The organism is Sporosarcina sp. JAI121, from assembly GCF_013408665.1.
Taxonomy (GTDB): Bacteria; Bacillota; Bacilli; order Bacillales_A; family Planococcaceae; genus Sporosarcina.
Genome location: NZ_JACCCL010000001.1, coordinates 138,165 through 163,822, shown reverse-complemented (window position 1 = coordinate 163,822; position 25,658 = coordinate 138,165). Strand labels below are relative to the sequence as shown.

Genomic DNA, 25,658 nt, shown 5'->3' with positions numbered 1-25,658 from the left:
GTCAAGTTATGAGCACTTTACAATTTTTAGCCGATGGATTCGGCATCGCATTCCAATGGCATAATCTATTATTTGCATTCGTCGGTGTCATAATTGGGACGGCTGTCGGCGTATTACCCGGCATCGGTCCGATGAGCGGAGTCGCCCTCCTTATCCCTGTTACTGCAACCATCACTTCAGGAATGCCGACAAGTGCAGCCGCTGCCAGTTCAATCATTTTACTCGCCGGCGTCTATTATGGGGCAATGTATGGGGGTTCCACGACATCGATTTTATTGAACACCCCCGGTGAATCTTCATCGGTCGTCACGACACTAGACGGATACCAGATGGCACGACAAGGACGTGCCGGTGCAGCTCTCGCTATCTCCGCAATCGGTTCATTTTGCGCCGGAGTCATTTCCCTGATTGGCCTTGTGCTACTAGCACAACCGCTTTCCAATGTGGCAATCAAGTTCGGTCCAGCAGAATATTTCTCTTTAATGCTATTAGGGTTAGCCGCGGTAAGCGGGCTCGCAGGAAAATCGATGACGAAGGCGCTAATGATGACCGTTTTCGGTCTTATGCTTGGCACAATCGGCATTGACGCCGTTTCAGGAATCGCCCGTTTTACATACAATCAACCGATTCTTTTTTCCGGGCTAGAGTTTTTAACAATTGCTGTTGGGTTATTTGCACTCGGTGAAGTTTTCAATACGATATTAGAACGTGACAAAGAAGATGGGGCGATTGCAAAAATCAATCGGATCCTTCCTACTAAACAAGATATGAAAGACAGCGCTGTACCTATTGTTCGCGGTTCCTTGCTTGGATTTTTCATCGGGGTGCTTCCAGGTGCAGGGGCAACACTCGCATCTTTCTTCTCCTATATAACGGAGAAAAAGTTCAGTAAAAACCCCGAAAGTTTCGGGAAAGGAAACATTGCCGGAGTAGCGGGTCCAGAATCAGCGAATAATGCAGCTTCCGGCGGTGCAATGATCCCTTTACTTACATTGGGAATTCCCGGTTCTGGTACAACCGCCATCTTGATGGGCGCTTTGATCATGTATAACGTTCAACCAGGCCCACTCCTTTTTGACGAGCATCCCGATATCGCATGGGGACTCATCGCTAGTATGTTTATCGGTAACTTGATGCTGTTAGTACTGAATATGCCACTCGTTCGTGTGTTTGCGAAAGTCATTCAAACGCCTAAGAAATATTTATTGCCAATCATTATTGCCATTTCATTTTTCGGCGTATACGCGGTTCAGTACACGACTTTCGATTTGTATTTGTTACTTGGATGTGGCGTGGCCGGTTATTTATTATCAAAAAATGATTATCCAGTAGCTCCACTAGTTTTGGCACTTGTACTGGGACCGATGATTGAAAATAATATGCGACGGGCACTCACCATTTCAAACGGTGAATTCAGCATCTTCTTCACAAAGCCGCTATCACTTGCTTTCCTTATTGTAGCTGCGTTATGGCTTCTCGTTCCAATGTTGTTGAAACTGAAAGGACGCTCGGTAATTGTGGAAGATGAAGGTTAATAAAGAACGTACATTACGAAAGCGGATTGCCCAGATTAGGGGCAATCCGCTTTTGATATTAGAAAGGAGTAAGCAACTTTTTCCGATAAACTAAACATCGCTTCCTTCATCCACCTATATAACTCATACCTATCTTCTTCCGGTATTGTGCTGTTTGTTCGGTGCGCTCATCCGAATAACGGTCGCCGCGGCGTTCCCATATGCCTGTAATAACGTCCAGCAGTTCTGCATCCGTCATTCCACTGCGAATCAATTCCCTTAAATCGAACCCTTCCGATGCAAACAGACACGTATACAGTTTGCCGTCCGATGACAGCCTAGACCTTGTGCACGTCGAACAAAACGACTCCGAAACGGATGTGATGAAACCGACTTGTGCCTTATTATCCAAATATCTATACCTTTTCGCAACTTCACCATAATAATCCTCATCTGCCGGTTCAATATCGTGAACAGCGGAAATCATGTCGTAAATCTCTTTTTTCGTCACAACCTTTTCAAAGCTCCATCCATTATCATTGCCGACGTCCATGAATTCGATGAACCGCAGCGTGATATCCCGCTCTTTGAAATAAGCGGCCATAGGAATGATTTCTCCCTCATTGATGCCTTTTTGAACAACCATATTCACTTTGATTTCAAAACCGACTTTCTGCGCATAATCAATATTCGAAAGAATCAGGTCCGGTTTAATCCCCCGCCCATTCAATTTCCCGAAAATATCCGGGTCAAGTGCATCGAGGCTCATGTTCAACCTTCGAAGACCAGCGTCATAAAGGGACTGGGCGTATTGTTTAAGCAACACACCATTCGTCGTCAAACCGATATCTTCAATTCCTTCAATCTTCATCAGCTTTTCAATCAATTTCGGCAGATCACGCCGCATGAGCGGCTCGCCACCCGTCAAACGGAGCTTCTTCACGCCGAGTAAGGCAAACAATTTGGCGAACCGCTCGATTTCTTCAAAGGAAAGAAGTTCGTTTTTTGGCAGAAACACATAATCATCACCAAAAACTTCTTTCGGCATGCAGTAGGCACATCTGAAATTACATCGATCCGTGACGGAAATCCGAAGGTCCCGTATCGGTCGACCGAGCCTATCTATAATTGCTTCCAAAGCTACATCCCCTTTCCAGGGTTTCCGGTGTATTCACGTTTGTGAACATCCGCTTTTCATCGTCGGTCAAGGCATTTCCATTTATCCACACTACATCACTCTGAGTAAGTAACCCCATAACACTTAGCTGGCCGCTTTCCAATGATTTTTTCAGTGCCCTTTTTAATTGCTGATCCCAAATGGATACGAGCGGATGATACCGTCCATCCGAAACAACCGCAGTGACACCTTTTTCGTGGTGCTCCACCAACTTTGACATGGCCCGGCTATCTACATACGGCATGTCACACGGCAACACCGCATAGCGGTCCGCTTCCACGGATTCCATCACGGACAGGATCCCTGCAAGCGGACCGAGTCCTGCATACTCCGGTTTATCAAAAATAACTTCCTCGCCAACTCGGAAACGTTCAAATAGATCTTGTCGCGTCACGACAATGACCTCATCACAGCTTGCCTCCAAAGCATCCTTCGCTCTATCATAAAAATACTGCTCTCCCAGTTTAGCGAACGCTTTCGGGGAACCGAACCGCCGTGATTGTCCACCGGCAAGAACGATGCCGACCGTCCTCGTCATCCTCCACTCACAGGTGGAATGAATGCACATATATCACCCGACTGGATGATATCTTCCTTTAAGGCATACTCTTCATTCACTGCAACATGCACGGTATCCTTCCCAAAACCCGGATACGCCGTTTCCGCCCAGTCCAGCAATTCGCGGACAGTCATCGATTCCCGGTCGATCGTTTCTCCCGGCTTGCCAGTCAGTTCACGCAGCCTTGCAAAATAGCTCACTTTGATCAATTCTACTCAATCCCCTTTTCCGGATACTTTTTTTGACCGCCAATCCATTCTTCGCCGTCTTCCCAAATCTCCTTTTTCCAGATGGGTACGACTTCCTTGATGCGCTCAATAGCATATTCATTCGCTTCATAGGCCGCTTTGCGGTGCGGTGATGAAACCGCAATGACGACGGCGATATCTGAAATATGCATCTCCCCGATTCGATGAGCGATTGCCGCTTTCACGCCGGGCCATTTCGCTTCCATTTCCGCACCGATTTGCGCCAGTTTCTTTTCCGCCATCGGAATGTACGCCTCATATGACAAATATAATGTACGAATCCCGTGCGTCCATTCCCGCACATGCCCTGTGAAAACAGTGACGGCACCAGCACCGGCATGCAGAACGTAATCGGAGTATTTTTGCGGTTCAATCGGCGTTTCAACAATTTCAAACGGTTTCATTGCCATCCTCCTTTTCCATCCATTCAAGCAACCACGAATCCAGCTCTTCCATATCCAGCCTGGATTTAATATGCGAAATATCAGTTGCTATTTCCGGAAATCCGATGACAAGTTGAATGCCATCCAATTCGCATAATGCGAGCCAATCATCCGCTTCCTTTAGCAGGACAACTTTCTCCCCTAGTTCTTCCTTATAGCCTTCAATGAGTAAAATATCCGGTTTACCGATTGCTGTCAGCTCCTTCAACGCTGCGAATTGTGGCTCTTCATTCAACAGCAATTGAACCGCGCCGCCTCCTGCAACAACCGAAACGTCTGCACCACTTTCGAAAAACCGCATCGAATCCGTTGAAGAATCCGGCATGGCAGGCAATCCTCCGTGGCCGTGATGCTTCAATACAGCGACTGAAAAGCCTTTACTTTTCAATAAACAGACCCATCTCGCAATGAGTGTCGTCTTGCCGCTATCTTTAAACCCGACGACATGAAGCGTCCTCATAATACCCATTTACCGACGCCTTGTTCAGCTCCAAGCAGCAGAATATCGACATCCGTTCCAGCTGTGTAACCGCGCGTCCCGCTTGGTAAGACAATTAGGCAATTCCCACGTGCAATCGAAGAAACCGCATTTGATTTATTAAAACCCGCTGGAACCGCAATAATTCCTTCTGGTGTCATTTCCCAGAATGCGCGAATGAAGCGGGTAAAAGGGTTCGGCTTTGTGAAATCTTCCCCTAACTTTCCTTGCATACGCGGCATATACGGTGAAATCGCACCCTGCATGGCAAGAATTGCAGGTCTTGTGAACAATTCGAAACCGGTGAAGCAGGCCGACGGATTACCTGACAGACCGAACAACAACTTATCGCCAAGCACAGCAACTGTCGTCACGCTGCCCGGACGCATTGCAACTTTGTTGAATAGAACCTTGGCACCAAGTCGCTCGTAGATAGCAGGTAAATAATCGTAATCACCGACTGAAACGCCGCCTGTCGTAATGAGCAAATCAGTTTCAGCAAGCGCTTTTTTAACTATTTCCGTGCACGCATCGAGATTGTCTTCCTGCATGCCGTATGACGTGTAGCCTATTCCCATCCGAGTAAGTTGTGCTGCTATCATAGGACCGTTCGAGTTGCGAATTTTTCCGGGGGCAAGTTCATCGGACACCTCCAGCAGTTCCGTACCTGTCGAAAGAATACCCGCAACAGGGCGCTTGGCAACTTTGACTTTCGCATAACCGAATGTCGCAAGAAGCGCGATTGTGCCTGGATGGATGAACGCCCCGCTTTCAATAAGAAGTTCGCCTTGCTTGGCATCTTCGCCTTTAAAGGAAATATTCTCCCCTTGAAAGAATCGCTTTCGTACTGTAAAACTATTTTCCGCTTCTGCTGTCTGTTCCAACATAACGACCGCGTCGGCGTTATCCGGAATCGGGGCGCCTGTCATGATCCGATAGGCTTCTCGATGACCGATTCCTCGGTCCGCTACATGCCCCGCCCCTATTTCACCAATCACGGTGAACAGAATTCGGTTATCTCCCGATGCTGCCGCTGTATCCTCCGCCCGGACCGCGAATCCATCGTAGGGTGACCTGTCAAAAGACGGTACATCGTGTTTTGCGACAATCGGTTCGGCAAGAATTCTGCCATACGTACGTTCAAGCGGAATTGTTTCCGTCCTGTTTACATGAACATTCTCCATAACAAGACGAACGGCTTCCCTCACCTGAATAGGTTTTCTCATTTCTACCATGCGGATCCCTCCCCTTCTGCTATACTGAATTTATTATGTACGGTATGAAAGGAATGATTTAGTTGTCCAAGCTTACACATTTCAACGAACAAGGACGCGCAATGATGGTCGACGTCTCCGAAAAAACCGAAACAATCAGAATTGCCATCGCAGCCTCTTCTGTAATTGTCAACGAAACAATTCATTCACAAATTACAGAAGGAACAAACAAAAAAGGTGATGTATTTGCGGTTGCCCAAGTCGCTGCTATCCTGGCCGCAAAAAGTACGTCTTCCATCATTCCCATGTGCCATCCAATTCCACTGACAGGTGTCGATATCAACTTCAAGTGGAACATCGATGAAACGGTCCCCCATTACGAAGTGTTAATTGAAGCCGAAGTAAAGACAAAAGGCGTGACAGGCGTTGAAATGGAAGCACTTACTGCAGCCTCCGCTGCCGCACTCACGATTTACGATATGTGCAAGGCAGCGGGCAAAGAGATGATCATCGGTCCAACAATGCTACTTCATAAAACTGGTGGAAAAAATGGCGACTATCATCGAAATGCATAAAAGGCTTACACGAGGGTTATTCCTCTAAATGCTTCGTTAATTCGTGAACGATGTGATGAATCTCAGGAATAATCAGCTTGTCCATCGCAAGTTCAACCGCCTTCACAGATCCAGGGAGTGCAAACAATGCTTTGTCATCTACAATGCCAGCAACCGCCCTGCTTAATAGCGCCTTCGATCCGACATCTTCTGTGTAGCTAAGGTATCGGAACAATTCGCCGAAGCCATCAAGCGTTTTCGTAAAGTAAGGTGTCACGGTTTCAATTGTGACATCGCGGAATCCGATACCCGTCCCGCCTGTCAAAATGATGGCATCAACATTCTGATTCATCAGCCATTCCGCAATTATCGATTCGATTGCCATCCCGTCATCTTTGCAGAGCAACGATTCGAAGACATGGTGACCCGCTGCTTCAAGTTTTGAACGAATTGCCTTGCCGCTTTTATCATTTTCCATAGTACGCGTGTCACTTACCGTCAACACACAACATATAAGTTTTTTTGTTTTCTCCGAATCAGTTAAATGAGACAAAACGACACCCCCACTTCATCCGAATAATTGATGGTACAATTTGCGTCCTTCCTTCATATCCTTCAATCCGTGAATCAATAGTCGGCCATTTCCGAATAAAACACAGCGATATCCCTCCGCATTGAACTCTACAAAAAATGGTGTCATCTTATACGGGGCACCCAGACGTTCGGCGACCTTTTCCCCTTCCGCAATCGTCAATGAACGACTTGCAGATGGGATAATCTGCACTGTATCCCGACCGCACAACACCGCATATCCAGTTCCTTCCGACCTGTGTAGCGCAGGATATGTCGGTGTCTCCCCGCATGTCTCGCATACTTCGTTACGCATCCGAGAAATCCCTGCCTCTACATGCGTATTGTTCCAAACATCGAAATGGAACACCTTCCTACGCATCGCATTTTCATTCCTAGTTAACCATTTCAGCGCTTCAGCACTTTGGTGTGCAGCCGTAATTTGAACCGCAGGCGCGATGATTCCCGATGTATCACATGTTTCATTGACGGATGGCAATACCGGAAGCAAGCAACGAAAACACGCTGACTGACCTGGGACAAATGGAAAAACTGTACCAGAACTACCTACACATGCACCGTACACCCACGGAATGCCTCTCTTCCATGCCATGTCATTTATCAGAAGACGTGTTTCAAAATTATCCGTCGCATCCATTATCAAATCAGCTTCTTCAGCAATCTGTTCCATAACCGGACCGTCTACATGATCAAGCACAGTTACAATATCTACCTCTTCCCGAATCATTTTCAAGCGTTTTTCTGCGGCAATCACTTTGGGTATACCATCCCGCGCGTCTTGTTCAGTGAACAGTTGTTGTCTTTGTAAATTTGACGGTTCAACGTAGTCCCGATCCGCAATCGTTAGTTTTCCCACGCCCGCACGAACAAGCGTCTCTGAAACGGCTGACCCGAGTGCACCACAACCGATGATCACAACATGTGCAGTCCCTAACTTTTCCTGTCCTACTTGCCCTATTTGTTTAAACAACATTTGTCTTGAAAACCGCTTTTCCACATTTTCGCCCCTTTTTATCAATTGCACTCCTATATATGTTGAACTTGTGAATAACTATATACTGAGCGAAGGCGCTATTCGGTGCCAGTTGCTGTCACCATTCGGAGGACATGAATTGTGTCAGTAACTGGACACTGGGTAGCCGAAGCCGTAAGACTGGCGGCGAAGCTGCCTGGCTTATGGGAGGGCACTGAAAAAATCCAATTTCCTTCAATCCCGTTGATTTCCGTTCCGAGCGGACGCTTTCCACTACAATCAACTAGTTCTTACTATAAAAAAGAAATTTTTCAGTGGCTTGGTTTATCGCGGGAGGCATCCCCTAGCGCCGCAGCGATTCAAAGGATTTCTTTATTCGAACATATATATTTAAAAATTCAAAAACTTTTTCCTCAAAGCATATTCAACGAGTTCGGGTCTGCCTTTCAATTGAAGCTTTTCCATGATTTTAGATTTATGGGCCTCCACCGTTTTGACGGATATATATAGTTTCTCCGCAATCTCTATATTGCCGTACCCCTTTGCGACAAGTGGAAGGACTTCGATTTCGCGTTTCGATAAGATTTTGAATGGGTCCGTTTCTATGCCTACCAAATCTTCTTTAACGAATCCCTGAATGAGTGAAGACGCCATTGATGGATGAACATAGGTCCCCCCTTCGTAAACGATGCGAATCGCGGCGAGCAATTCCTCGTCCGGTGAATTTTTCAGCACATAGCCCGATGCCCCATTCTTCAATACATGGAATAAATACTCCTCATCATCATGCATCGTCAAAATCAGGATTTTCGTTTCCGGAAAGTCTTCTGCTATTTTTCCTGTTGCAATTAGGCCGCTTTCCCCTGGAGGCATACTCAAATCCAGAAGCAAAAGATCCGGACGGAGTTTCGCAACCAGATCATACGCCTCAAGACCATCAGCAGCGGTCCCGATAACCTCCATATCGTGTTGGAAGTTCAGAATATGCATGAATCCGCTGCGAACGACTGCGTGATCATCCGCAATGATAATTTTCAACCATATTTCCCCCTTTCTATACTACGATTTCCAGCCGTACAACTGTCCCTTTTCCAGGTTCAGAAAGGATTGTTGTCCGTCCTTCGACCAGCTCCGCACGCTCCCTCATCCCATACAATCCAAGACCCGTACCTTTTGGATGGACCGCGTTCAAATCAAATCCTATCCCATCGTCGATGACTTCTAATTTCAAATATCCATCCTCTTCAAACAGCCTGACAGCAAGATCGTCGGTCCCTGCGTATTTGAGTGCATTAAACACAGCTTCCTGACAAATCCGGTAAACGACCGTTTCAATTTCACCTTCGTACCTTTTTGAATTCAACTCAGCCCTGAAATGGACGACAAGCCCATAATTCTTTTCAATCCATTTGAAATGCGTTCTGAATGCAGCTTCCAACCCTAAATCATCAAGTGTGGCCGGCCTGAGTTCGACGGACAGATGACGGATATCGTCCAATAACCGCATGAGTGAACCTTCCGTCTGCAACACCTTTTTCAACACTTCCGCATCGATATTCATATACTTCAATACCCGGAGTTCAACCAGTGAACTGAGCATTTCCTGGGCAACCCCGTCATGCAACTCCCTTGAAATCCGTTTTCGTTCATCTTCCTGGGCTTTGATAATATTTTTCGTTATCATTTTCTGATTAAGCATTTCCTGTGTTTTGTATTGTTTCGTTAAATCACGGAGCATGAAGACACGGATTCCGTTTTCCACATCAATCGTCTGATAACTGGCCGTGTAAGCAACGATCCCTTTGCCCCTGGTGTCCAAGTACACTTGGAACGAGCTGAAATCCTCTTCCGGACTCTTCAGATAACACGACATGCATGTTTGGAGTTCCTGTTCGTTTGTATACCCTTTACAGGACATGCATATTGCTTCTGCGTCACCTGCTGCCATCTGATCGAGAACTTCTGCATCCAAAATGAGTTCGGCAGCGCTATTCATTGTAAGGACTTTTCCATGACGGTCAAAAAAGAAGATGGCTTCTGCAGAATTGTCGTACATTTTCATCAACAGATCCGTCAATCGAAATTCATCCATATGCTTCATTGCCCAATCATCTCCTTGCTGTAAAATGGACCGAATCCCGGGCCAATCAGTTGTTGAAACTCTGCAAAATCGTTAGGCGTCAATTTCTTTTCAGTGCGGTAACCGACAAGTAGCACACCTTTTACACAATTATATTTATATAGGGGTATCGCACCGAAACTTTTCAACCCTTCCGCAACGACAATCGGGTAGTTGTAAAGATCTTTTCTGCCAAGCATCTTTTCTGCATCTTCTACTAGAAACGGTTTACCCGTCTTGAATACTTGCCCCGCAACACCTTTACCGGTTTGTAAAACGATTCTTCGAAAACGGTTGCTTCGGTTTCCCGTAGCAAATACCCATTTCATCACGGAACGGAGCTCTACCGACTGAACAAGTGCCACCCCGACAAAATCGAAGCTGAAAAGCTCTCGAAGACGTACAATTTCCTGTTGGTAATCAAAGACATTCTGTCCACTCATCAGTAATACTCCTTATATAGAAGAATAGGCGCTTACCCCTTTTACAACATTTAATTCGAATTGTTCTCTATTTAAAGAATATAGCTTCCTACGACATAATTCAATGGCACAGACCCTCCCTTTTTAGTATGAAGAACAATCCAAGACGAAAATTAAAGGATGTTTTATCCGCACACTACTACTTGTAAGAACAGACTTAAATATTTCCTGATAGAGATGTTCCATTTTTATAGGGAACTAACTTTATTAAAAATATAATAGCCGCCCAATCTATCCAAAATAGACTAGATTAAGCGACCTTTTTCAATTTTGTATATAGACGTTGCAACTTTTTCCGCTTCTGTCCAATTGTGCGTTACCATGATAATCGGGATATCCAAATCACGCTGAATATCCGTGATCACTGTGAGTGCGTCATGCCGTGCTTTATCGTCCAGTGCAGAAAGCGGTTCATCAAGAAGAAGTAAATTTGGTTCAGCCGCCAACGCACGTGCTATTGCGGTCCGCTGTTTTTCACCGCCGGACATTTCATGGGGATAGGCATTCCGCAGATGACGAATGCCGAATTGGTCGAGAAGTGCAAGTGACTTTTCAGATTTCCCCACAGACTTCATGCCGTACTGTACATTTCTGTCTGCCGTCATATGCGGGAATAGCGCATAATCCTGCATGACATATCCGACATTTCGTTTTTCTGCAGGAAATGGTTTTTGATTGGATGAAAAATAAGTGTTTTCCCCCATACGGATATGGCCTGAATCGGGATGGACAAGTCCGGCGATCATGTCAAGACATGTCGTCTTTCCTGAACCCGAGGATCCGAATAAGACAATCACTTCTCCTTTAGCCGATTTAATGTTCACATCGATTTTAAAATCGGGCAGATTTTTGACTAGGTGTGCGTCAAGCATCGCGGTTGGTCCCCCCTTTCCTTTTTACAGTGAAACGGCGTAAGTTCCGGTTCGACCACCAGCTGAGCCAGAGAATCGTGGAGAATCCGAGTGCCACGATAATAATCACCCAAAATGTCGCCGTATTCATGTCGCCGACTTCAACAGCAAAATAAATCGCCATCGGAATGGTGTCCGTCCGACCGGGAATATATCCCGCAATCATCAAGGTCGCCCCGAACTCGCCGAGTGCACGGGCGAATGTGAGGACTAAACCTGCGAGCAGCCCCGGCCAGGCTAGCGGCAATGCGATTGTTCGGAATACGCGCCATTTTGAAGCACCCAGCGTATGGGCGGCAGCTTCCAATTTTCCGTCGACCTGTTTGAACGCAGCCGATGCACTTTGATACATGAGTGGAAAGGCGACAACGGTCGATGCTATGACGGCTCCGAGCCAAGAAAAGACGATTTGAAGATGCGCATAGTCATAAAGCCATTTTCCAAGAAACTGATCTTTTCCAAATAGGATAAGCAGCCCGAATCCAACGACCGTCGGTGGCAATACAAGTGGTAGCAGGAAGAACGCTTCAATAATCGTCTTGCCTGGAAACTGCTTGCGGGCGAATGCGCGTGCGAGGAACGTACCCGTGAAAAAGACGATGATTGTCGCGATGGCCGCGACTTTGATGGATAGTATAAGCGGCCCGTAACTGATGTCTCCCATTGGCAATGTTCCTCCTTTTAGTATGTAAATCCGTGGTTTAAGAGTATTTCTTGCACGTGCGACGTTTTCATATATTCAAGAAAAGCCCTAGCTTCTTTCGGCTGCTTTGTAGCAGTGATTATTGCACCGGGATAGACAACTGACGAATGCATTGCCGGATCAATTTCATAGATGACTTCGACTTTGTCTGATGAATGGGCATCACTTGCGAAGACGATGCCCCTTTCGGCGTTACCTGTTTCCACAAACGTTACTACTTGACGGACGTCCTTGCCGAAGACGAATTTCGTTTTGAGTGTCTCCCATTCCCTGAGTTTTATGAGAGCTTCTCTTGCGTAAACGCCTGCAGGTACAGTTTCCGGGTTACCAATGGCAAAATGATTGATTTTAGATGTAAACGGATTCTCTTCACTCAGCCGTGAATTGTCATCATTTTTTTGGCGTATGACAACCAGCGTATTCTTTGCGATGTCTGTACGAGTGTCCAACCTAACTTTGTTATCTTCTGCAAGTGTGTCCATATCAGTGCTACTTGCGGAAATGAAAACATCGACCGGAGCACCGCCTTTGATTTGTTGTGCAAGCTTACCGGAAGATCCGAAACTGAATGAAACCCGGATATCTTTGTTAATCTTTTCAAATTCAGCAGCAATTTCAGTTAGTGCTGGTGTCATACTTGAGGCGGCGGCGACGAGGATTTCGGTTTTATTACCCGCGTCTGTGTTGGTGCATGAAGCAAGGATTAGCGTGGAAACAATGGTGAAAATTAATACAAGACGTTTCATCGTCTACCATCACCTCTTCAACTCTATTTCTTCTATCATAGCGAATATTGTAAAGTTGTTCCACGCTAAAAAACCACCCCATAAGGTGGTTTTAGCATATTCTCTATTAAATCAAAGTGCAGCCCGCACACGATCGAATAAGTTGTGATTTTCAAGATATACATGTTCAAATGTATCTTTTTCAAGTTGTTCAAGGCGGGCGTATACGAGTTTGTATGTTCCGCAAGCATCAGCTGGAAGCGTGAATTCATTTGTGAGATTGCGTATTTCAAACAATAATTTGCCGGCATTTTCATGTTCTTGCTCAAGTTCTATTACGTGCGGCTCAATTTTCTCTTTCAGTTCAGGCGTTGGATTTTCTAAAAACTTCAGAATGAATGGAAAGACATTTGCATCTTCATCTTCCGTATGGTCAAGGAGTTCCCTACGCAATTCATCGAAGATTTCTTGGACACGCAGAAGATGCGGATGCTTTTCTCCATGAACACGGGCAACTTTCGTAATGTAGGGCGCAAGTAACGGCAAACTCCTCCCGTAACCCTTCATGATACTTTTCTTGAATGTAGGTGACGAGTGTTTTTGACCCGAATGTTGTCGGGTCTATTCCACCCTGCTTTTTCCGTTTGTCTTCAATTTCGTTAATACTATTTAAAACTTCTTCTGGTTTAAGCTCTCGTTCCTTCGCAGCATCCTTTAGAGATATTTTCCCGCCGCAGCAAAAATCGATGCGCAAACTTCTAAATAGATCCGCACTTTGTGGGAGCGCTGTAACGATATCGCAAACATGTGTATCAAGTGTCAGTTGACTCATTACCGTTTCCTCCTTCACTGAAATGAGAATAGTCCTCATTCATAGTGTACAGGACGGAAATTCATACCGGTATTAGGGGTTACCCTATTTCTATAGACCAATCTGCTGGCAAAATGCACTTGCGGAATCGATATGAAAGTTCCGGAATCTGTCGACTATAACATGCTTACAAATCATCAAAGCCATTCAAATCGCTTGTTTTGACGTATTGTCGTGAAGTTTGTTCGAAGAAGTCGGTTTTTGTATCGTCGAAGCTGTCGACATATGCACGAATCCACTTCATTGGATTATCGGTGAATTCAGGATAGATTTCACTTAGGCCAAGCATGCGTAGCATTTTGTTCGCACGGTATTTTACGTACCCTTCCATTTCGGCAAGATCGATGCCTTCAATATCCGCCAAAACGTAACGGCTCCAGATAATTTCCTGTTCGACGGAATGTTTGAACTGATCGTAAATCCATGCCGTGAATTCATCTGTATTCTGTTCCGGATTCTCCGCGAGGGCTGCACGGAATATATCGCTGATTGCTTTACCGTGCTGCAGTTCATCACGGTTGATGTATGAAATCATTGTCGATGTGCCGACCATTTTCTGATTGCGCGCCAAATTGTAGAAGAAAGCGAATCCGCTGTAGAAAAATAACCCTTCAAGCAACGTCGTGTAGACCATCGCTTTCAATGCTGTTTCGATTGATGGACGCTCTGCGAAATCGTTGTATACTTCGACAATGCGCTCATTTCGCGTCAACAGCACTTCATCCGAGCGACCCATTTCAAACGAAGCCACCTGCTTATTTAAAGTAGTCACTGAGGACAAGACGTAAGCATACGAATGATTGTGTTCGCTTTCCTGATCAGCGATTGTCGCCATGATTGACTTGACGGAAGGATCGGTCGTGTAATCCGCCATTTTCAAAGCAATTGTCGTCTGCGGTCCGTCGAGTGTCGCAAGTAAACCGATGATTTTAAGAAATGCATCTTGTTCTGGCTTTGTCAGTGTCGGAAACTGCTTGACGTCCTGCGTCATATCGACTTCATTCGCCGTCCAGAAAAGTGAACGGATTTGTTGCCTTAATGTATAGAAATGGGGATGTGCAAGGTCGTTCCAGTTAAGGATACCGCTTGCTTTCCCACCGAAAATAGCCGTTGATTTATTTGGATATGCAGGTTCCAGCACCTTTACTCTTGTAAGTCTTTCCAATGTCTAATAACTCCCTTCGACCATTCAATTACTTTCTCTTCCTGTACGCCGCGCGGGCTTTGTTCAATTTTAAGCGGCTCATATGGAGATGCGTAAAACCGCGCCAACTTCACTGCTGCATGGCAAAATAATGCATCGCCACCAAATTGGGTATCGCCCGTTCCGAAGACGTATACATTATCAGGTTTATAGCCCACATCCGCTACAAAGTCTTTCACTTCATCGGGTGTTGCACCATTCTCCCATGTGAAGGAACCGAAGAGCACCGCATCGAAATGGCGAGGATTCGGAATGACTCCCCCACCGATTCGATACATTGTCACTTCGATATTTTCAGCAATCAGCGTTTCTTGGATCATTTCAGCAACTTCCTGCGTATTTCCACTCCACGATGCGTAGACGATTAAGAATGGCACCATTCACACTCTTCAATATCCGTCGCAGTCGACCGTGTGTAATACGTTGTTTTCATGCCGGACTTCCACGCTTGCAAATGGAGTTCAAGTAGTACGGACGCACGAATTGTATTCGGTACATAGATATTGAAAGAAATCGCCTGGTCGATATGTTGTTGCCTTGCAGCGTTTTGTTTGATCGACCAGCGCTGATCAACGATATACGCGGAGCGACGGTAAACGTCGTACGTATTGTGATTAAGATCAGGTGCAACAACCGGAAGCTTGTAATCTTTCTTTTCTTCATGATAAAACGGTTTGAAAACCGGATCGATGGAAGCGGTTGAACCCGCGATGATGGACGTCGAGCTATTCGGTGCAATTGCCATCAAATAACCATTTCGCATACCGTTTGTTGCGACATCGATACGGAGTTCACGCCATTCATCCGAATGGTAGTTCTTGTTGTCGAAATATGCCCCGGACTGCCAATCGGACCCTTCGAATAGCGGATAAGCTCCTTTTTCCGCAGCCAATTCCATTGAGGCTTTAATCGTCAAATAGGCAATCTTTTCGTATAGTTTATCAGCATAATCCACTGCATCGTCGGATTCCCATTGAATGTTTTGCAGCGCAAGCAAATGATGCCAGCCAAATGTCCCTAGACCGATTCCACGGTAACGGGCGTTGGTCCGCTGTGCCTGGACGACCGGAATTTCATTGAGATCGATGACGTTATCAAGCATGCGAACTTGAATCTTAATGAGTCTTTCCAAAACACTTGCCGTAACTGCACGTCCAAGGTTGATGGATGACAAATTACAAACGACGAAATCACCTGGTTTTGAACGCGTGACAACGATATCGTTTTCGAGCGTGACAGACTCGAATTGAGTCGGGCTCATATTCTGAGTGATTTCTGTACAGAGATTCGACGAATATATCATTCCTTCGTGTTTGTTCGCATTCGCACGGTTCACTTCATCACGGTAAAACATGTATGGCGTCCCTGTTTCCAATTGACTTCGCATAATCCGCTTCATAAGATCGATGGCAGGAACGGTTTCCCGGCTGAGGCCCGTATGACTGACACACTCTTCGTATTTCTCACGGAACGAACCTTCACCTTTTGTTTCATCGTAAAAGTCCTCTAGTGAATACCCCATAACCGTACGTACTTCGTGCGGATCAAACAGATGCCAGTCCCCGCGTGCTTCAACTTGTTCCATATAGATATCTGGCAGGCAGACGCCCGTAAAAATATCGTGCGCACGCAATCGGTTGTCTCCATTGTTCAATTTGAGGTCAAGGAATGTGAAGATGTCTTTGTGCCAAACGTCGAGATAGACTGCGATTGCGCCTTGCCGCTGACCAAGCTGATCCACACTTACCGCTGTGTTGTTCAACTGCTTGATCCACGGAAGGACGCCGCTTGATGCCCCTTTAAATCCACGGATGGATGAGCCGCGGCTCCGTACTTTCCCCATGTAAACACCGATGCCTCCGCCGTATTTCGACAAATTAGCGATGTCCGTATTGCTATCATAGATGCCCTGCAAAGAATCGTCGACCGTATCGATAAAGCAGCTCGACAGCTGGCCATGCGGTTTTCCGGCATTCGACAATGTCGGCGTTGCAACCGTCATGTACAAGCTGCTCATCGCCCAATACGACTCCGCCACTTTTTCAAGTCGGTTAGTTGTCTCGTCCTGCATCAGTGTCATTGCGATGATCAGCCAGCGCTCCTGAGGAAGCTCGACTGTCCGTTTACTGAAATCAACCGCTGCATACCGGTCCATTAGTGTTTTCAATCCGATATATGTAAATAGCTTGTCCCGTTCCGGTTCGATTAGATTGCCGAGAATGACAAGGTCTTCGCGAGAATACTTTTCCGTCAAGACGGGCGTGTATAATCCATGCTCGACAAGACGTGAGACGTTATCAGCAAAATCAGTATAGACTTTTACACCACGCTGCTGTTCTTGTTGATTGTAAACGTCACGAAGGTGGATACGTGCAGCAACAAAGGTCCAATACGTAGACGCCTCGTCCAAATTGCTGAGGGCTTCCAATGTCATCGCTTTGGTCCAATCCGATACGGATCCCTCCGGGTATTTCAGGTGCCATCGCTCACTTGCGATAAGTAGAGGCCCTATTTCCTCACCCCCAAATTCACTCTGCAATTCATCTAATAACCGATCAATTTCGGTCCTCGTCATTTTAATTGTCATAATAATTATCTCCTCTCATGATCAGTGAACGCTCTTCAGTCTCTCTGCTTTTCAATAATAAAAAGGCGATGACTCTACCTTTTCTATTCGGTAGAGTCATCGCTCATGGGTTTTTATAGGAAACAGAATGGGCTTTTCGCCGCGGCTAATCTTCTAATAGAAGGTAGACGGACGGTATCCCGTTCGCTTCCACCTCTCAACCCCCGAAGAAAGTGTCGCTTGACGATGGACGGCAGGTCTACTGGCTCGCGCTTCACCCTCCCAGCCTTGCCTTCCCATGAAATACTCCACAGTGGCTTTTTCAGCGGTCGTCAGCGCTTACAGTTGCGGGGACAGCTCCGTATTTTCCGGATTCCCTTTTAAACCGATAACGGTACCATTCCATCGTTCAATACTATATGTAGTGTCTTGTTCACTCCATATACCCTAACATGTTGTGTTTTAAACTTCAATAGGTAAAAAGCAGTTTGATGATTTCCCGTTCAATACTTCGTTTTACTAGTTTTTATTATATGTAGCAACTTTCCGAAAAACGGCACTTATCAGGACCTTTTATATTAGTTGGCCAATGAGTCTTAGGTTCTCTCATCATATTCTAACCTTCCTCTCAGAGAATTCTAGTTCCATACTGATAGATTGATAGTTGACAAAGACTTTCAAGGAGGAATATGAAATGAAAATTGTAATGGTGCCTTCGGGTTTTAAGGAATGTTTGGACGCAGAGGAAGTAGCTTCAGCGATGGAGCGGGGTGCAAGACGTTTCAACCGGGACGTTGATGTGGAGGTTGTGCCGATGATTGATGGCGGTGAGGGTTTTGCAAAAACAATTGTCCGCTTGAAAGCGGGAAAAACCATTTATCGTGAAGTGACAGGTCCAATCGGAGAGAAGATCTCAAGCCATTTTGGTGTTTTTGTTGAAAATGGCAAGAAGACAGCTGTTATCGAAATGGCAGCGGTTGCCGGATTGAAGTTAGTCCCCCGCGATCGAAGAGATCCGTTAAAAACGACTACGTATGGTGTCGGGGAGCTGATTCTATCCGCGCTGGATTTGGGGATTGACCAAATTCTGATTGGATGCGGTGATTCAGGTACTTCCGATGGCGGGGCCGGATTGGCTCAAGCTCTTGGCGTGCAATTTTTAGATAAAAACCAAAAACCGGTGGAAATTTGCGGCGGAGTTGATTTATTACAAGCTAAGTATATCGATACGACTCGCCTGGATAAACGACTGTCTGCTGTTACCATTGATGTGGCATGTAACTGGGAAAATATATTATGTGGAGATCAAGGGGTAGCCCGAGTCTTCGGCCCCCAAAAAGGGGCATCTCCAGAACATGTAGAACAATTATCTGCCGCGCTGGAGCATTATGCTTCTTTGATTCAAAAAACAATGGCATTTGATGTCAGGTCATTACCCGGAAGCGGCGCATCAGGCGGGTTAGGGGCAGGTCTTATCACTTTTGTTGGTGCCACCCTACATCCGAGGTTTGACATCATCAAGGATTATATTAACATTGAAGAAAAAATTGCACTCGCAGATATTGTCTTCACGGCTGAAGGTAGCCTGGATTTTCAGACACCAAACGGAAAAATCCCGTCCGAAGTTGCACGGATTGCGAAAAAGCATAATATCCCAGTCATTGCAATCACCGGTACAATTGGTAAAGGGGCCGAACTGAATTACGGTGCAGGCATCGATGCGTATTTCAGCATAATCCCAAAGCCGACCTCGTTGGAAAATGCCATTATTAATGCTCCAAAATGGATTGAATACAGTACGGAGGCTGCGTTGAGGCAAGTTGCCATCGGTCTTGCAATCGCCAAAAGAAAGAGTTCCCTAAAAGGAGTTTTACATAGATGATCACAAGAGCGGAAAAACATAAACATCATCAGGTCGCTCGGCTAATCAACCGGTTCCCAAAGAAAACATGGGCAATCGTTGGTATCCACGTCCTCTTCTTAATGACAATCGTCTTAATTAAAAATCTGAATTATGATGCGAAAATTTCCTTATTCGCCTTCTTATCAGCGATGACATTATGGATTTTCACTAAAATTCCCGCTGGTTTTATTGCCATCTCCCTGCTTGTTTTCATTGTGTTGATGAAGGCGGGAAGCCAGGAATTGCTATATCATTCACTCGCCGAGGAAGTTGTATGGCTGATGGTTGGTTCGTTCATAATTGGAGAAGCGGTTAAACAATCAGGATTGGCGGACAGATTAACCCAATCCATCTTACGGAAATCGACCAATAAAAATTCTGTTCTTTTCGGAGTGACTTCTGTTTTATTTGCATCCGCCTTTTTCATACCGTCGACATCCGGCCGGGCAGCCTTATCCATGCCAATCATAAAACAACTCGGTCGAAAGTTCTCCAGCGAGGAACAGAGTATGCTGGCGGTGCTTGCGCCCATTGTTATATTGATGAGCACATCCGCCACTTTAATCGGGGCGGGATCTCACCTGATTGGAATCGGCTTGCTCGAAAGTACGTCCGGCCAAACCATTTCCTATATTCAATGGTTCATATGGGGAGTGCCGTTTGCTGTCGTGGCCACTATTTTCACGGCAGTCATTATTAAATGGTTGATGTGGCCGAAAAATGTTCCAAAACATATGGAAAACGCACTACCAGAAGAAGCGGTGGTTGCCAAAAAAGCGATGAATGCAAAGGAGAAAAAGACAGTCATTCTTATTACCCTTCTCATTATTGGGTGGATGACAGAAAGCATTCACGGGTATGATATAGCGTTTGTCACGATGATTGGTGCTGTTTTAGTCATGCTTCCGACATTTGGTGTCATCAGCTGGAAGAATGGGATGAAATCCGTGTCCTGGAATTTGGTTATATTCGTTGCTGCAGCGACTGCGCTCGGAAAAGTGCTTGTCGATACAGGTGCTGTCGGCTGGATTGAAAAGGAATTGCTTAGTGTCCTTGGGCTTGTTGGAAACGCGAACGAATGGATGATTGTCTTGATTATCGCCATTGTAACGACTACAAGCCATTTATACATCACTTCTCACACGACACGAGCAGTCGTATTCATCCCGGGTTTGTTACTATTCAGTGAAACAATCGGAGTCAATCCGGCTACTGTTGTTTTCCTAAGTTTGATTGGCATGAATTATTGTGTCACATTTCCTGTCAGTTCAAAGGCCCTCCTTCTATTCTTTGAGGAAGGTGAAGTCTCCTTTGATGCCAAACATTTGTTAAAAATCAGTGCCGTCCTTATGCCCCTATATATAGTGACGATAGTCGTATTCTACTTTACTTTTTGGAAGTGGACGGGTATGGGTTTATAAGGTGCCACTTACGAAATAAAGCGAATAAACATGAAGGGCAATTCGATGGATTGATGGGTCAAACCCTTCATGTATCCCGTTGATGAGTCCGCCTCTCCTTCTAGTCAATGAGAAAACACCAGATCTTAGGATTCTGGTGTTTTCATCATTAAGTGCTAATTTAATATGGATTTTTCTTTTTTCGTTTTTTAGGTCTGTGTTTATAGGCCTTAGTCTTATCTTTCGGTTTATCCTCATCCGGCTTCTTGATATCGAATTCCGATCCAAATTCAGTCTGCAAATTATCTTTTTGGTATGAACTACTATTTTTTTCAGGAATCACTTTTTCATCAGCGAAAATCTGTTTTTGTAAATACTTATGAAATACAAATTCCCCCGCCGCTATAATAATTGCGGATAGAAAAGTAGCCATGCCTAATTGAATGGGCCGTTCGTAAAAATAAGTACCCACTAACCAGATCATAACAAATGCTAAACCAAAATCTGCTATTGTTGCGGCTATATTTTTAACCCGGGGCACTAAATACATGTCGCCGACAAATGAAACGCCCGTCAATAAAACACTTGTGAGCAGAATATCTGCAAATGAAACTCCGTAAAGCCCTAAAACAATCCATAACACGGCTGTTATCATTATAAATTTAATTATTAGTGCTGTTATCGTTTTCATCAGATACTATCCTCCATTCTGAATTGAATTATTGTCTGTCCCCTTTTTAAAACAGAACCCGTATTGTACCTAGTTGATTTTGAACTCGATCTAGTCAATCCATTCTTTTGGTTTTCTTCACGCCTAAACACTAGGTTAAATACTTCTACAAGCCATATGGTAGCCCGAATGTCCACCTATAACCTCTAGTTTACTTAACATCTTATTCCACAAATGGGGTCCGTTTGTTTCATCATTTGGAGCTTTTATCAACATATTTCCCATGGGCCGGTATGGCAATACGATCAAACTCTTCTACCAGCTTCCGTAAACTATCTGTTAACAAGCCGCCGGTCATAGGTAGCCCATGTCCTGTTATTGCAACAGAAGGTTTTAAGGCTTCCAACTTTTTCACTGATTCCCTGGCAGCTGGCCAATCCGTCGTCAGATATCTGGGAGGGCCGCTGATTTCCTGTTCTTGCGTTAACACCTTATAAAGATATTCCTGCTTCACCGTGACAAAGGCATCGCCTGCAATTAAAGCCTTATCCTCTTCTCTGAATAGCGATACATGTCCGGGGGAGTGTCCTGGTGTATGAATCCAGCGGAAGCCAGGCAAGTGAGGAACGCTACCGTCTTCGGGTAATGGCTTTACATGATCACCTAAGTTAATTGGATTGATTGGAAACATGGGCGACATTTTAGAAATCATACCTCCCTCTACGGTTGGATCCGGTTCAGGATAACTCGTTTTACCCGTTAGGAAAGGCATTTCCAATTCATGAGCATATACGGGCACACTCCATCGCTGCACTAACTCGATGATCGCACCGACATGATCAAAATGGCCATGTGTTAAAATAATCGCCTTTGGCTGACTACCTGCCCCAAAACGTTCTTCGATAACGGAGATGATTTCATTCGCAGAGTGGGGCATGCCTGCATCAACTAATACGAATTCATTCGTGTTCGGATGTCCAACCAAACTAATATTTACGATTTGAACAGTATGACTGTATAAATCCGGCAGGATCTCTTTTCCAGTTCCACTTTCTATCGACGTTGCAGGGATGTATTTGTAGTCGTCCCCGTAAGATAGATCATTGTTCACAACTCCGCCTCCTCGTTGTTCTGAATCGCCATTATTGTGATACTATACGCACTTTTTATACCAGTAAAAGTAAAATGGATAAAATTGAACAACTCTGCAGAAATCGTGAATGGAATACATTATAAAAGCATTTTCCGGTCATACCCAATTAATGAAGTCGGTATATTATTGCCTTTATCGCGAAGGATAATGTCGTATGGAAAGAATGAATTTCGAGGAGGAAAAAGAATGAAATTGGCATCACATGAGTTATTCGAGTTAAGCGAATTAATTGCAGGGTGCTTCAACACCGTCACTTGTATGAGTGGATTTATTAACCAGGCACAGGATCCGGAATTAAAAGAACTATTGACCCGTCATTTTCCGCAGCATGTTAAGGACTATAATTTGAAGGTCGAGTTTGTGCAAAGCGAGACAACGCCGGATATCAGCAAATTCAGACCTGATGATTTAAAGCCGGTGCTCCAGGATTTCACAAAAGCGCCTGTCCCGCTTCAACCGGAACAACCTAGGACATCCGTCCAAACCCACAACGACCGGGAAATCGCCACAGCCTATTTACTCAACCAAAAAAGCTCAGCCAAAAATTATGGGGCTGCAGCTGTCGAGTGTGCGAATCCTGATTTACGACATTTTTTAGAGAATGCTTTCATGAATAGTAATCGTCACGCTTATGATATTTGGCAATACATGGTGAAAAATGGATACTATCCATTAATGCCCGCGTCCGCAGAAGCAACAACCGCAATCGCGACCATGTACTTGCCAATCCCCGAGTCTTTTTGAGGTGACAGTCATCGAAACAAAGATGAAAGTTCCAATTAACGTGTTTGTTTTGCATTTCGTGATATCTCATGAACTGCACTTCTAATAGCTTTTCCAGGGACTCTAGGAAAAAACGGTGTCTCGCTGTTTCGAGGAAATGGCTCCTATTTTGGGCAATTTGAGTGATACTGCGGTGGTATAGCTTTCGTCTCGTTAATTCGAGATGGAAGCTTTATATAATTATAATCAGCAGAAATCTTCCGTCCTTATAGATGGTGAGACAAAAGCGAACAAGCAGTCGTGAATAAGCTAAGGTATAGCACATCAGGCGCTTCTTCCCCGTACGCATTTGTCCGTCTGAGGAGTGACTGAATTTTTGCCAGCAGACCATCTAAATCGATTGGTTTTTGAACGTTATCATCCGAACTGTTTACAATGAAAGACCATTGACCTAGCCGTTCAATCAATGAATTAAAGATTGCTAAATCGTCCTCAACAGACAGGCAATTTAGACACTTCTAGAGCAGTATATAAAAAAGTCCTGAAAAAGTGACCAGAATATGCTATACTAATTGAGTGAGACATTGCTCCGAGCGTTATCAGGAGTACAAAATGTCTGCTTTTTTTTAACTCCGAATGATTTTTTCATCCACAATTCGGAAATAAATTCGTTGTGAAAAACTACAGGAGGTAAACATGCTCAAATTTGAAAATGTAAGCAAAGTGTATGATGGCGGATTTCAAGCAGTAAAATCTGTCAGTTTCGATATTCCAGCAGGAGAATTTCTCGTCCTCATCGGACCGAGTGGTTCAGGAAAATCGACAACAATGAAAATGATTAACCGGATGGAGCCCCACACAAGCGGCAAAATCACTATTAACGGCAAGGATACCAACTCCTACAATGCCTCTGAATTACGCCGGGATATCGGGTATGTCATTCAGCAAATCGGACTTTTCCCCCATTATACAATCGAAAAAAACATCGCAATTGTTCCCCAGCTCAAAGGTTGGAATGACAAAGAAATTAAGGCGCGAGTCAACGAACTTCTTGAATTGGTCGGTCTTGATCCAGAAATTTATGCAAGCCGGTATCCAAAGGAACTTTCAGGCGGCCAGCAGCAGCGTATCGGCATCGCAAGAGCACTAGCTGCAGATCCAGATGTTATTTTGATGGATGAACCATTCAGTGCACTCGATCCACTTACGCGAGAACAACTCCAAAATGAATTTCTCTCCTTGCACAAAAAGTTGAAAAAGACGATTGTTTTCGTAACACATGACATGGACGAAGCTTTAAAAATGGGCGACCGCATCGCCATCATGAAAGACGGTAAACTTCTACAGTTGGACACTCCAGAGAAATTACTTCACGAACCAGCCCACGGCTTTGTAGAAGAGTTCATAGGAAAACATCGGATTATCCAAAATCCTGAACTCATGCCGGTTATCGACATCATGTCAGAATCGGTTTTTACTGCCATTCCTCAATGGTCGCCAGAGAAAGCGCTTTCGTTTATCCGCAAGCGTAAAATTACGAACCTTATTGTGGTCGATGATGACAAGAAATTAATTGGAATCGTGTCCGCATATGACGTTATAAGAAAATTGGATGACATTAAAACAATTGAAGAAATCATGGAGACCCGGGAACCATTTCTTTATGATACTGCGACAGCTAAAGATGCCATTGTCTTGATGGATGAAGCACCTTACGGCATAATCCCGATTGTCGATAAAACACAACAGTTAGTAGGCGTCGTCACTCGTGGCTCGCTGTTGTCCGCCATGTCCAGCCAGTGGACGGAAACGGAGGATAACCAATGAATAACTTAAATATTTGGCAACAACTCGTTGAACAATCTCAAATGCGATGGAGAGAAGTGCTTGAAGCGACATCAGTCCATATTCAACTTGTCTTCTTCTCCATGCTTATCGCCATTGTCCTTGGTATTACGCTTGGTATTATCATTACGCGTGTTCCAAAACTTACAACAATCGTATTGGGTGGCGCGGGTGTCATGCAGACAATCCCAAGTCTTGCATTACTCGGTTTCATGATCCCGATTTTCGGAATCGGTGTAAAAACAGCAATTGCTGCATTATTCCTCTATTCATTGTTACCGATTATCCGAAACACGTACACAGGCATTAAAGATGTGGACAAAGCGACTACCATGGCGGCAAAAGGGATGGGTATGACAAGCATGCAAGTCCTGTTAAAAGTGGAACTGCCACTTGCGATCCCTGTCATTATGGCGGGTATCCGTACAGCAGCAGTCATCAACGTCGGTACAGCAACGCTTGCAGCCTTTATCGGAGCAGGCGGACTCGGTGATTTCATCTTCCTCGGTATTACACGTGGAATTGACGGTTTGATTTTGCTAGGGGCAATCCCGGCTGCAATCCTTGCGATCATCCTGGAAACGCTCTTCAGTGGGATTGAACGCTGGACAACGCCGAAAGGATTGAAATAA

The 25,658-nt window shown here is 45.0% G+C and carries 28 protein-coding genes and 1 riboswitch; of the genes, 7 read left to right on the top strand and 21 right to left on the bottom strand.

Translation table 11 applies throughout. From position 1 onward, the window contains the following. Window positions 1-8 precede the first annotated feature (8 nt). On the top strand, window positions 9-1,535 hold the full coding sequence (locus HDC33_RS00845) for a tripartite tricarboxylate transporter permease (RefSeq protein ID WP_179390653.1): 1,527 nt from the start codon (window positions 9-11) through the stop codon (window positions 1,533-1,535). A gap of 106 nt (window positions 1,536-1,641) precedes the next feature. Here the strand turns inward: HDC33_RS00845 and moaA are convergent, their stop codons facing one another. Genes moaA through HDC33_RS00815 form a run of 6 tightly spaced genes read right to left on the bottom strand, consistent with a single transcriptional unit; the run spans window position 1,642 to window position 5,654 of the window. Further along, window positions 1,642-2,652 (bottom strand): GTP 3',8-cyclase MoaA, encoded by a 1,011-nt coding sequence (gene moaA / locus HDC33_RS00840; protein WP_179390652.1) that lies wholly within the window; start codon window positions 2,650-2,652, stop codon window positions 1,642-1,644. Next, window positions 2,633-3,229 carry a molybdenum cofactor guanylyltransferase gene (gene mobA / locus HDC33_RS00835; RefSeq protein WP_179390651.1) on the bottom strand — a complete coding sequence of 199 codons (597 nt, stop codon included), beginning with the start codon at window positions 3,227-3,229 and terminating at the stop codon, window positions 2,633-2,635. Before mobA ends, moaA begins: the two co-directional genes overlap by 20 nt. Then, on the bottom strand, window positions 3,226-3,459 hold the full coding sequence (moaD, locus tag HDC33_RS00830; protein WP_179390650.1) for a molybdopterin converting factor subunit 1: 234 nt from the start codon (window positions 3,457-3,459) through the stop codon (window positions 3,226-3,228). The genes mobA and moaD overlap by 4 nt, the downstream gene beginning before the upstream one ends. A gap of 2 nt (window positions 3,460-3,461) precedes the next feature. Continuing rightward, entirely contained in the window at window positions 3,462-3,902 is a 441-nt protein-coding gene (locus HDC33_RS00825) for a molybdenum cofactor biosynthesis protein MoaE (protein WP_179390649.1), read from the bottom strand. Further along, window positions 3,889-4,410, bottom strand: coding sequence for a molybdopterin-guanine dinucleotide biosynthesis protein B (mobB, locus tag HDC33_RS00820; protein ID WP_179390648.1), 522 nt, complete (start codon window positions 4,408-4,410; stop codon window positions 3,889-3,891). The genes HDC33_RS00825 and mobB overlap by 14 nt, the downstream gene beginning before the upstream one ends. After that, window positions 4,398-5,654, bottom strand: a complete 1,257-nt coding sequence (locus HDC33_RS00815; protein WP_179390647.1) for a molybdopterin molybdotransferase MoeA — start codon at window positions 5,652-5,654, stop codon at window positions 4,398-4,400. Before HDC33_RS00815 ends, mobB begins: the two co-directional genes overlap by 13 nt. 62 nt (window positions 5,655-5,716) lie before the next feature. On the opposite strand from HDC33_RS00815, the gene moaC reads away from it, so the two are divergent. Continuing rightward, the gene (moaC, locus tag HDC33_RS00810) at window positions 5,717-6,208 is read left to right on the top strand and encodes a cyclic pyranopterin monophosphate synthase MoaC (RefSeq protein ID WP_179390646.1); all 492 of its coding nucleotides are present in this window, start codon (window positions 5,717-5,719) and stop codon (window positions 6,206-6,208) included. A gap of 16 nt (window positions 6,209-6,224) precedes the next feature. Here the strand turns inward: moaC and HDC33_RS00805 are convergent, their stop codons facing one another. From HDC33_RS00805 to HDC33_RS00750, 13 genes are all read right to left on the bottom strand, one after another. After that, the gene (locus HDC33_RS00805) at window positions 6,225-6,740 is read right to left on the bottom strand and encodes a MogA/MoaB family molybdenum cofactor biosynthesis protein (protein ID WP_255457259.1); all 516 of its coding nucleotides are present in this window, start codon (window positions 6,738-6,740) and stop codon (window positions 6,225-6,227) included. 15 nt (window positions 6,741-6,755) lie between these two features. Beyond that, the gene (locus HDC33_RS00800) at window positions 6,756-7,775 is read right to left on the bottom strand and encodes a ThiF family adenylyltransferase (RefSeq protein WP_179390645.1); all 1,020 of its coding nucleotides are present in this window, start codon (window positions 7,773-7,775) and stop codon (window positions 6,756-6,758) included. 366 nt (window positions 7,776-8,141) lie between these two features. Then, window positions 8,142-8,789, bottom strand: a complete 648-nt coding sequence (locus HDC33_RS00795; protein ID WP_179390644.1) for a response regulator — start codon at window positions 8,787-8,789, stop codon at window positions 8,142-8,144. Window positions 8,790-8,805: 16 nt separating this feature from the next. Next, window positions 8,806-9,852: a sensor histidine kinase gene (locus tag HDC33_RS00790; protein ID WP_179390643.1), complete on the bottom strand. Its 1,047-nt coding sequence runs from the start codon at window positions 9,850-9,852 to the stop codon at window positions 8,806-8,808. Continuing rightward, window positions 9,849-10,313 (bottom strand): GAF domain-containing protein, encoded by a 465-nt coding sequence (locus tag HDC33_RS00785; protein WP_179390642.1) that lies wholly within the window; start codon window positions 10,311-10,313, stop codon window positions 9,849-9,851. The genes HDC33_RS00790 and HDC33_RS00785 overlap by 4 nt, the downstream gene beginning before the upstream one ends. Before the next feature lie 284 nt (window positions 10,314-10,597). Further along, window positions 10,598-11,224 carry an ATP-binding cassette domain-containing protein gene (locus HDC33_RS00780; RefSeq protein WP_179390641.1) on the bottom strand — a complete coding sequence of 209 codons (627 nt, stop codon included), beginning with the start codon at window positions 11,222-11,224 and terminating at the stop codon, window positions 10,598-10,600. Beyond that, window positions 11,217-11,927 (bottom strand): molybdate ABC transporter permease subunit, encoded by a 711-nt coding sequence (modB, locus tag HDC33_RS00775; RefSeq protein ID WP_179390640.1) that lies wholly within the window; start codon window positions 11,925-11,927, stop codon window positions 11,217-11,219. The genes HDC33_RS00780 and modB overlap by 8 nt, the downstream gene beginning before the upstream one ends. A gap of 17 nt (window positions 11,928-11,944) precedes the next feature. Then, window positions 11,945-12,712 (bottom strand): molybdate ABC transporter substrate-binding protein, encoded by a 768-nt coding sequence (gene modA, locus HDC33_RS00770; protein WP_179390639.1) that lies wholly within the window; start codon window positions 12,710-12,712, stop codon window positions 11,945-11,947. A gap of 111 nt (window positions 12,713-12,823) precedes the next feature. Next, a complete protein-coding gene (locus HDC33_RS16750; RefSeq protein ID WP_370457388.1) occupies window positions 12,824-13,237 on the bottom strand; it encodes a hemerythrin domain-containing protein in 414 nt (137 codons plus the stop codon). Further along, on the bottom strand, window positions 13,146-13,523 hold the full coding sequence (locus HDC33_RS16745; RefSeq protein ID WP_370457387.1) for a DUF542 domain-containing protein: 378 nt from the start codon (window positions 13,521-13,523) through the stop codon (window positions 13,146-13,148). The genes HDC33_RS16750 and HDC33_RS16745 overlap by 92 nt, the downstream gene beginning before the upstream one ends. 166 nt (window positions 13,524-13,689) lie before the next feature. After that, entirely contained in the window at window positions 13,690-14,727 is a 1,038-nt protein-coding gene (locus tag HDC33_RS00760; RefSeq protein ID WP_179390638.1) for a ribonucleotide-diphosphate reductase subunit beta, read from the bottom strand. Further along, entirely contained in the window at window positions 14,706-15,146 is a 441-nt protein-coding gene (locus HDC33_RS00755; RefSeq protein ID WP_179390637.1) for a flavodoxin, read from the bottom strand. The genes HDC33_RS00760 and HDC33_RS00755 overlap by 22 nt, the downstream gene beginning before the upstream one ends. Then, complete coding sequence (locus tag HDC33_RS00750) at window positions 15,131-17,353, bottom strand: ribonucleoside-diphosphate reductase subunit alpha (RefSeq protein WP_179390636.1); 2,223 nt, start codon at window positions 17,351-17,353, stop codon at window positions 15,131-15,133. The genes HDC33_RS00755 and HDC33_RS00750 overlap by 16 nt, the downstream gene beginning before the upstream one ends. A gap of 214 nt (window positions 17,354-17,567) precedes the next feature. After that, window positions 17,568-17,750, bottom strand: a riboswitch (cobalamin riboswitch). A gap of 276 nt (window positions 17,751-18,026) precedes the next feature. On the opposite strand from HDC33_RS00750, the gene HDC33_RS00745 reads away from it, so the two are divergent. Next, window positions 18,027-19,214: a glycerate kinase family protein gene (locus HDC33_RS00745; RefSeq protein ID WP_179390635.1), complete on the top strand. Its 1,188-nt coding sequence runs from the start codon at window positions 18,027-18,029 to the stop codon at window positions 19,212-19,214. Beyond that, window positions 19,211-20,656: an SLC13 family permease gene (locus HDC33_RS00740; protein ID WP_179390634.1), complete on the top strand. Its 1,446-nt coding sequence runs from the start codon at window positions 19,211-19,213 to the stop codon at window positions 20,654-20,656. The genes HDC33_RS00745 and HDC33_RS00740 overlap by 4 nt, the downstream gene beginning before the upstream one ends. A 160-nt stretch (window positions 20,657-20,816) precedes the next feature. Here the strand turns inward: HDC33_RS00740 and HDC33_RS00735 are convergent, their stop codons facing one another. Further along, window positions 20,817-21,326 carry a YndM family protein gene (locus HDC33_RS00735; protein WP_179390633.1) on the bottom strand — a complete coding sequence of 170 codons (510 nt, stop codon included), beginning with the start codon at window positions 21,324-21,326 and terminating at the stop codon, window positions 20,817-20,819. A gap of 232 nt (window positions 21,327-21,558) precedes the next feature. Next, window positions 21,559-22,416 (bottom strand): MBL fold metallo-hydrolase, encoded by an 858-nt coding sequence (locus HDC33_RS00730; protein WP_179390632.1) that lies wholly within the window; start codon window positions 22,414-22,416, stop codon window positions 21,559-21,561. 228 nt (window positions 22,417-22,644) lie between these two features. On the opposite strand from HDC33_RS00730, the gene HDC33_RS00725 reads away from it, so the two are divergent. From HDC33_RS00725 to HDC33_RS00715, 3 genes are all read left to right on the top strand, one after another. Next, entirely contained in the window at window positions 22,645-23,202 is a 558-nt protein-coding gene (locus tag HDC33_RS00725) for a spore coat protein (protein ID WP_179390631.1), read from the top strand. 675 nt (window positions 23,203-23,877) lie between these two features. Then, window positions 23,878-25,008 carry a betaine/proline/choline family ABC transporter ATP-binding protein gene (locus HDC33_RS00720; RefSeq protein ID WP_179390630.1) on the top strand — a complete coding sequence of 377 codons (1,131 nt, stop codon included), beginning with the start codon at window positions 23,878-23,880 and terminating at the stop codon, window positions 25,006-25,008. Continuing rightward, complete coding sequence (locus tag HDC33_RS00715; protein ID WP_179390629.1) at window positions 25,005-25,658, top strand: ABC transporter permease; 654 nt, start codon at window positions 25,005-25,007, stop codon at window positions 25,656-25,658. The genes HDC33_RS00720 and HDC33_RS00715 overlap by 4 nt, the downstream gene beginning before the upstream one ends.

Excerpts from the sequence above, each read along its gene's own strand:
- HDC33_RS00780 (WP_179390641.1), bottom strand. The coding sequence starts at position 11,224 with ATGCTTGACGCACACCTAGTCAAAAATCTGCCCGATTTTAAAATCGAT.
- HDC33_RS00785 (WP_179390642.1), bottom strand. The coding sequence starts at position 10,313 with ATGAGTGGACAGAATGTCTTTGATTACCAACAGGAAATTGTACGTCTT.
- HDC33_RS00720 (WP_179390630.1), top strand. The coding sequence starts at position 23,878 with ATGCTCAAATTTGAAAATGTAAGCAAAGTGTATGATGGCGGATTTCAA.
- HDC33_RS00735 (WP_179390633.1), bottom strand. The coding sequence starts at position 21,326 with ATGAAAACGATAACAGCACTAATAATTAAATTTATAATGATAACAGCC.
- HDC33_RS00745 (WP_179390635.1), top strand. The coding sequence starts at position 18,027 with ATGAAAATTGTAATGGTGCCTTCGGGTTTTAAGGAATGTTTGGACGCA.
- modB (WP_179390640.1), bottom strand. The coding sequence starts at position 11,927 with ATGGGAGACATCAGTTACGGGCCGCTTATACTATCCATCAAAGTCGCG.
- HDC33_RS00825 (WP_179390649.1), bottom strand. The coding sequence starts at position 3,902 with ATGAAACCGTTTGAAATTGTTGAAACGCCGATTGAACCGCAAAAATAC.
- HDC33_RS00750 (WP_179390636.1), bottom strand. The coding sequence starts at position 17,353 with ATGACAATTAAAATGACGAGGACCGAAATTGATCGGTTATTAGATGAA.
- HDC33_RS16745 (WP_370457387.1), bottom strand. The coding sequence starts at position 13,523 with ATGAGTCAACTGACACTTGATACACATGTTTGCGATATCGTTACAGCG.
- HDC33_RS00715 (WP_179390629.1), top strand. The coding sequence starts at position 25,005 with ATGAATAACTTAAATATTTGGCAACAACTCGTTGAACAATCTCAAATG.
- HDC33_RS00815 (WP_179390647.1), bottom strand. The coding sequence starts at position 5,654 with ATGGTAGAAATGAGAAAACCTATTCAGGTGAGGGAAGCCGTTCGTCTT.
- modA (WP_179390639.1), bottom strand. The coding sequence starts at position 12,712 with ATGAAACGTCTTGTATTAATTTTCACCATTGTTTCCACGCTAATCCTT.
- mobA (WP_179390651.1), bottom strand. The coding sequence starts at position 3,229 with ATGACGAGGACGGTCGGCATCGTTCTTGCCGGTGGACAATCACGGCGG.
- HDC33_RS00790 (WP_179390643.1), bottom strand. The coding sequence starts at position 9,852 with ATGAAGCATATGGATGAATTTCGATTGACGGATCTGTTGATGAAAATG.
- HDC33_RS00725 (WP_179390631.1), top strand. The coding sequence starts at position 22,645 with ATGAAATTGGCATCACATGAGTTATTCGAGTTAAGCGAATTAATTGCA.
- mobB (WP_179390648.1), bottom strand. The coding sequence starts at position 4,410 with ATGGGTATTATGAGGACGCTTCATGTCGTCGGGTTTAAAGATAGCGGC.
- HDC33_RS00755 (WP_179390637.1), bottom strand. The coding sequence starts at position 15,146 with ATGGTGCCATTCTTAATCGTCTACGCATCGTGGAGTGGAAATACGCAG.
- HDC33_RS00740 (WP_179390634.1), top strand. The coding sequence starts at position 19,211 with ATGATCACAAGAGCGGAAAAACATAAACATCATCAGGTCGCTCGGCTA.
- HDC33_RS00845 (WP_179390653.1), top strand. The coding sequence starts at position 9 with ATGAGCACTTTACAATTTTTAGCCGATGGATTCGGCATCGCATTCCAA.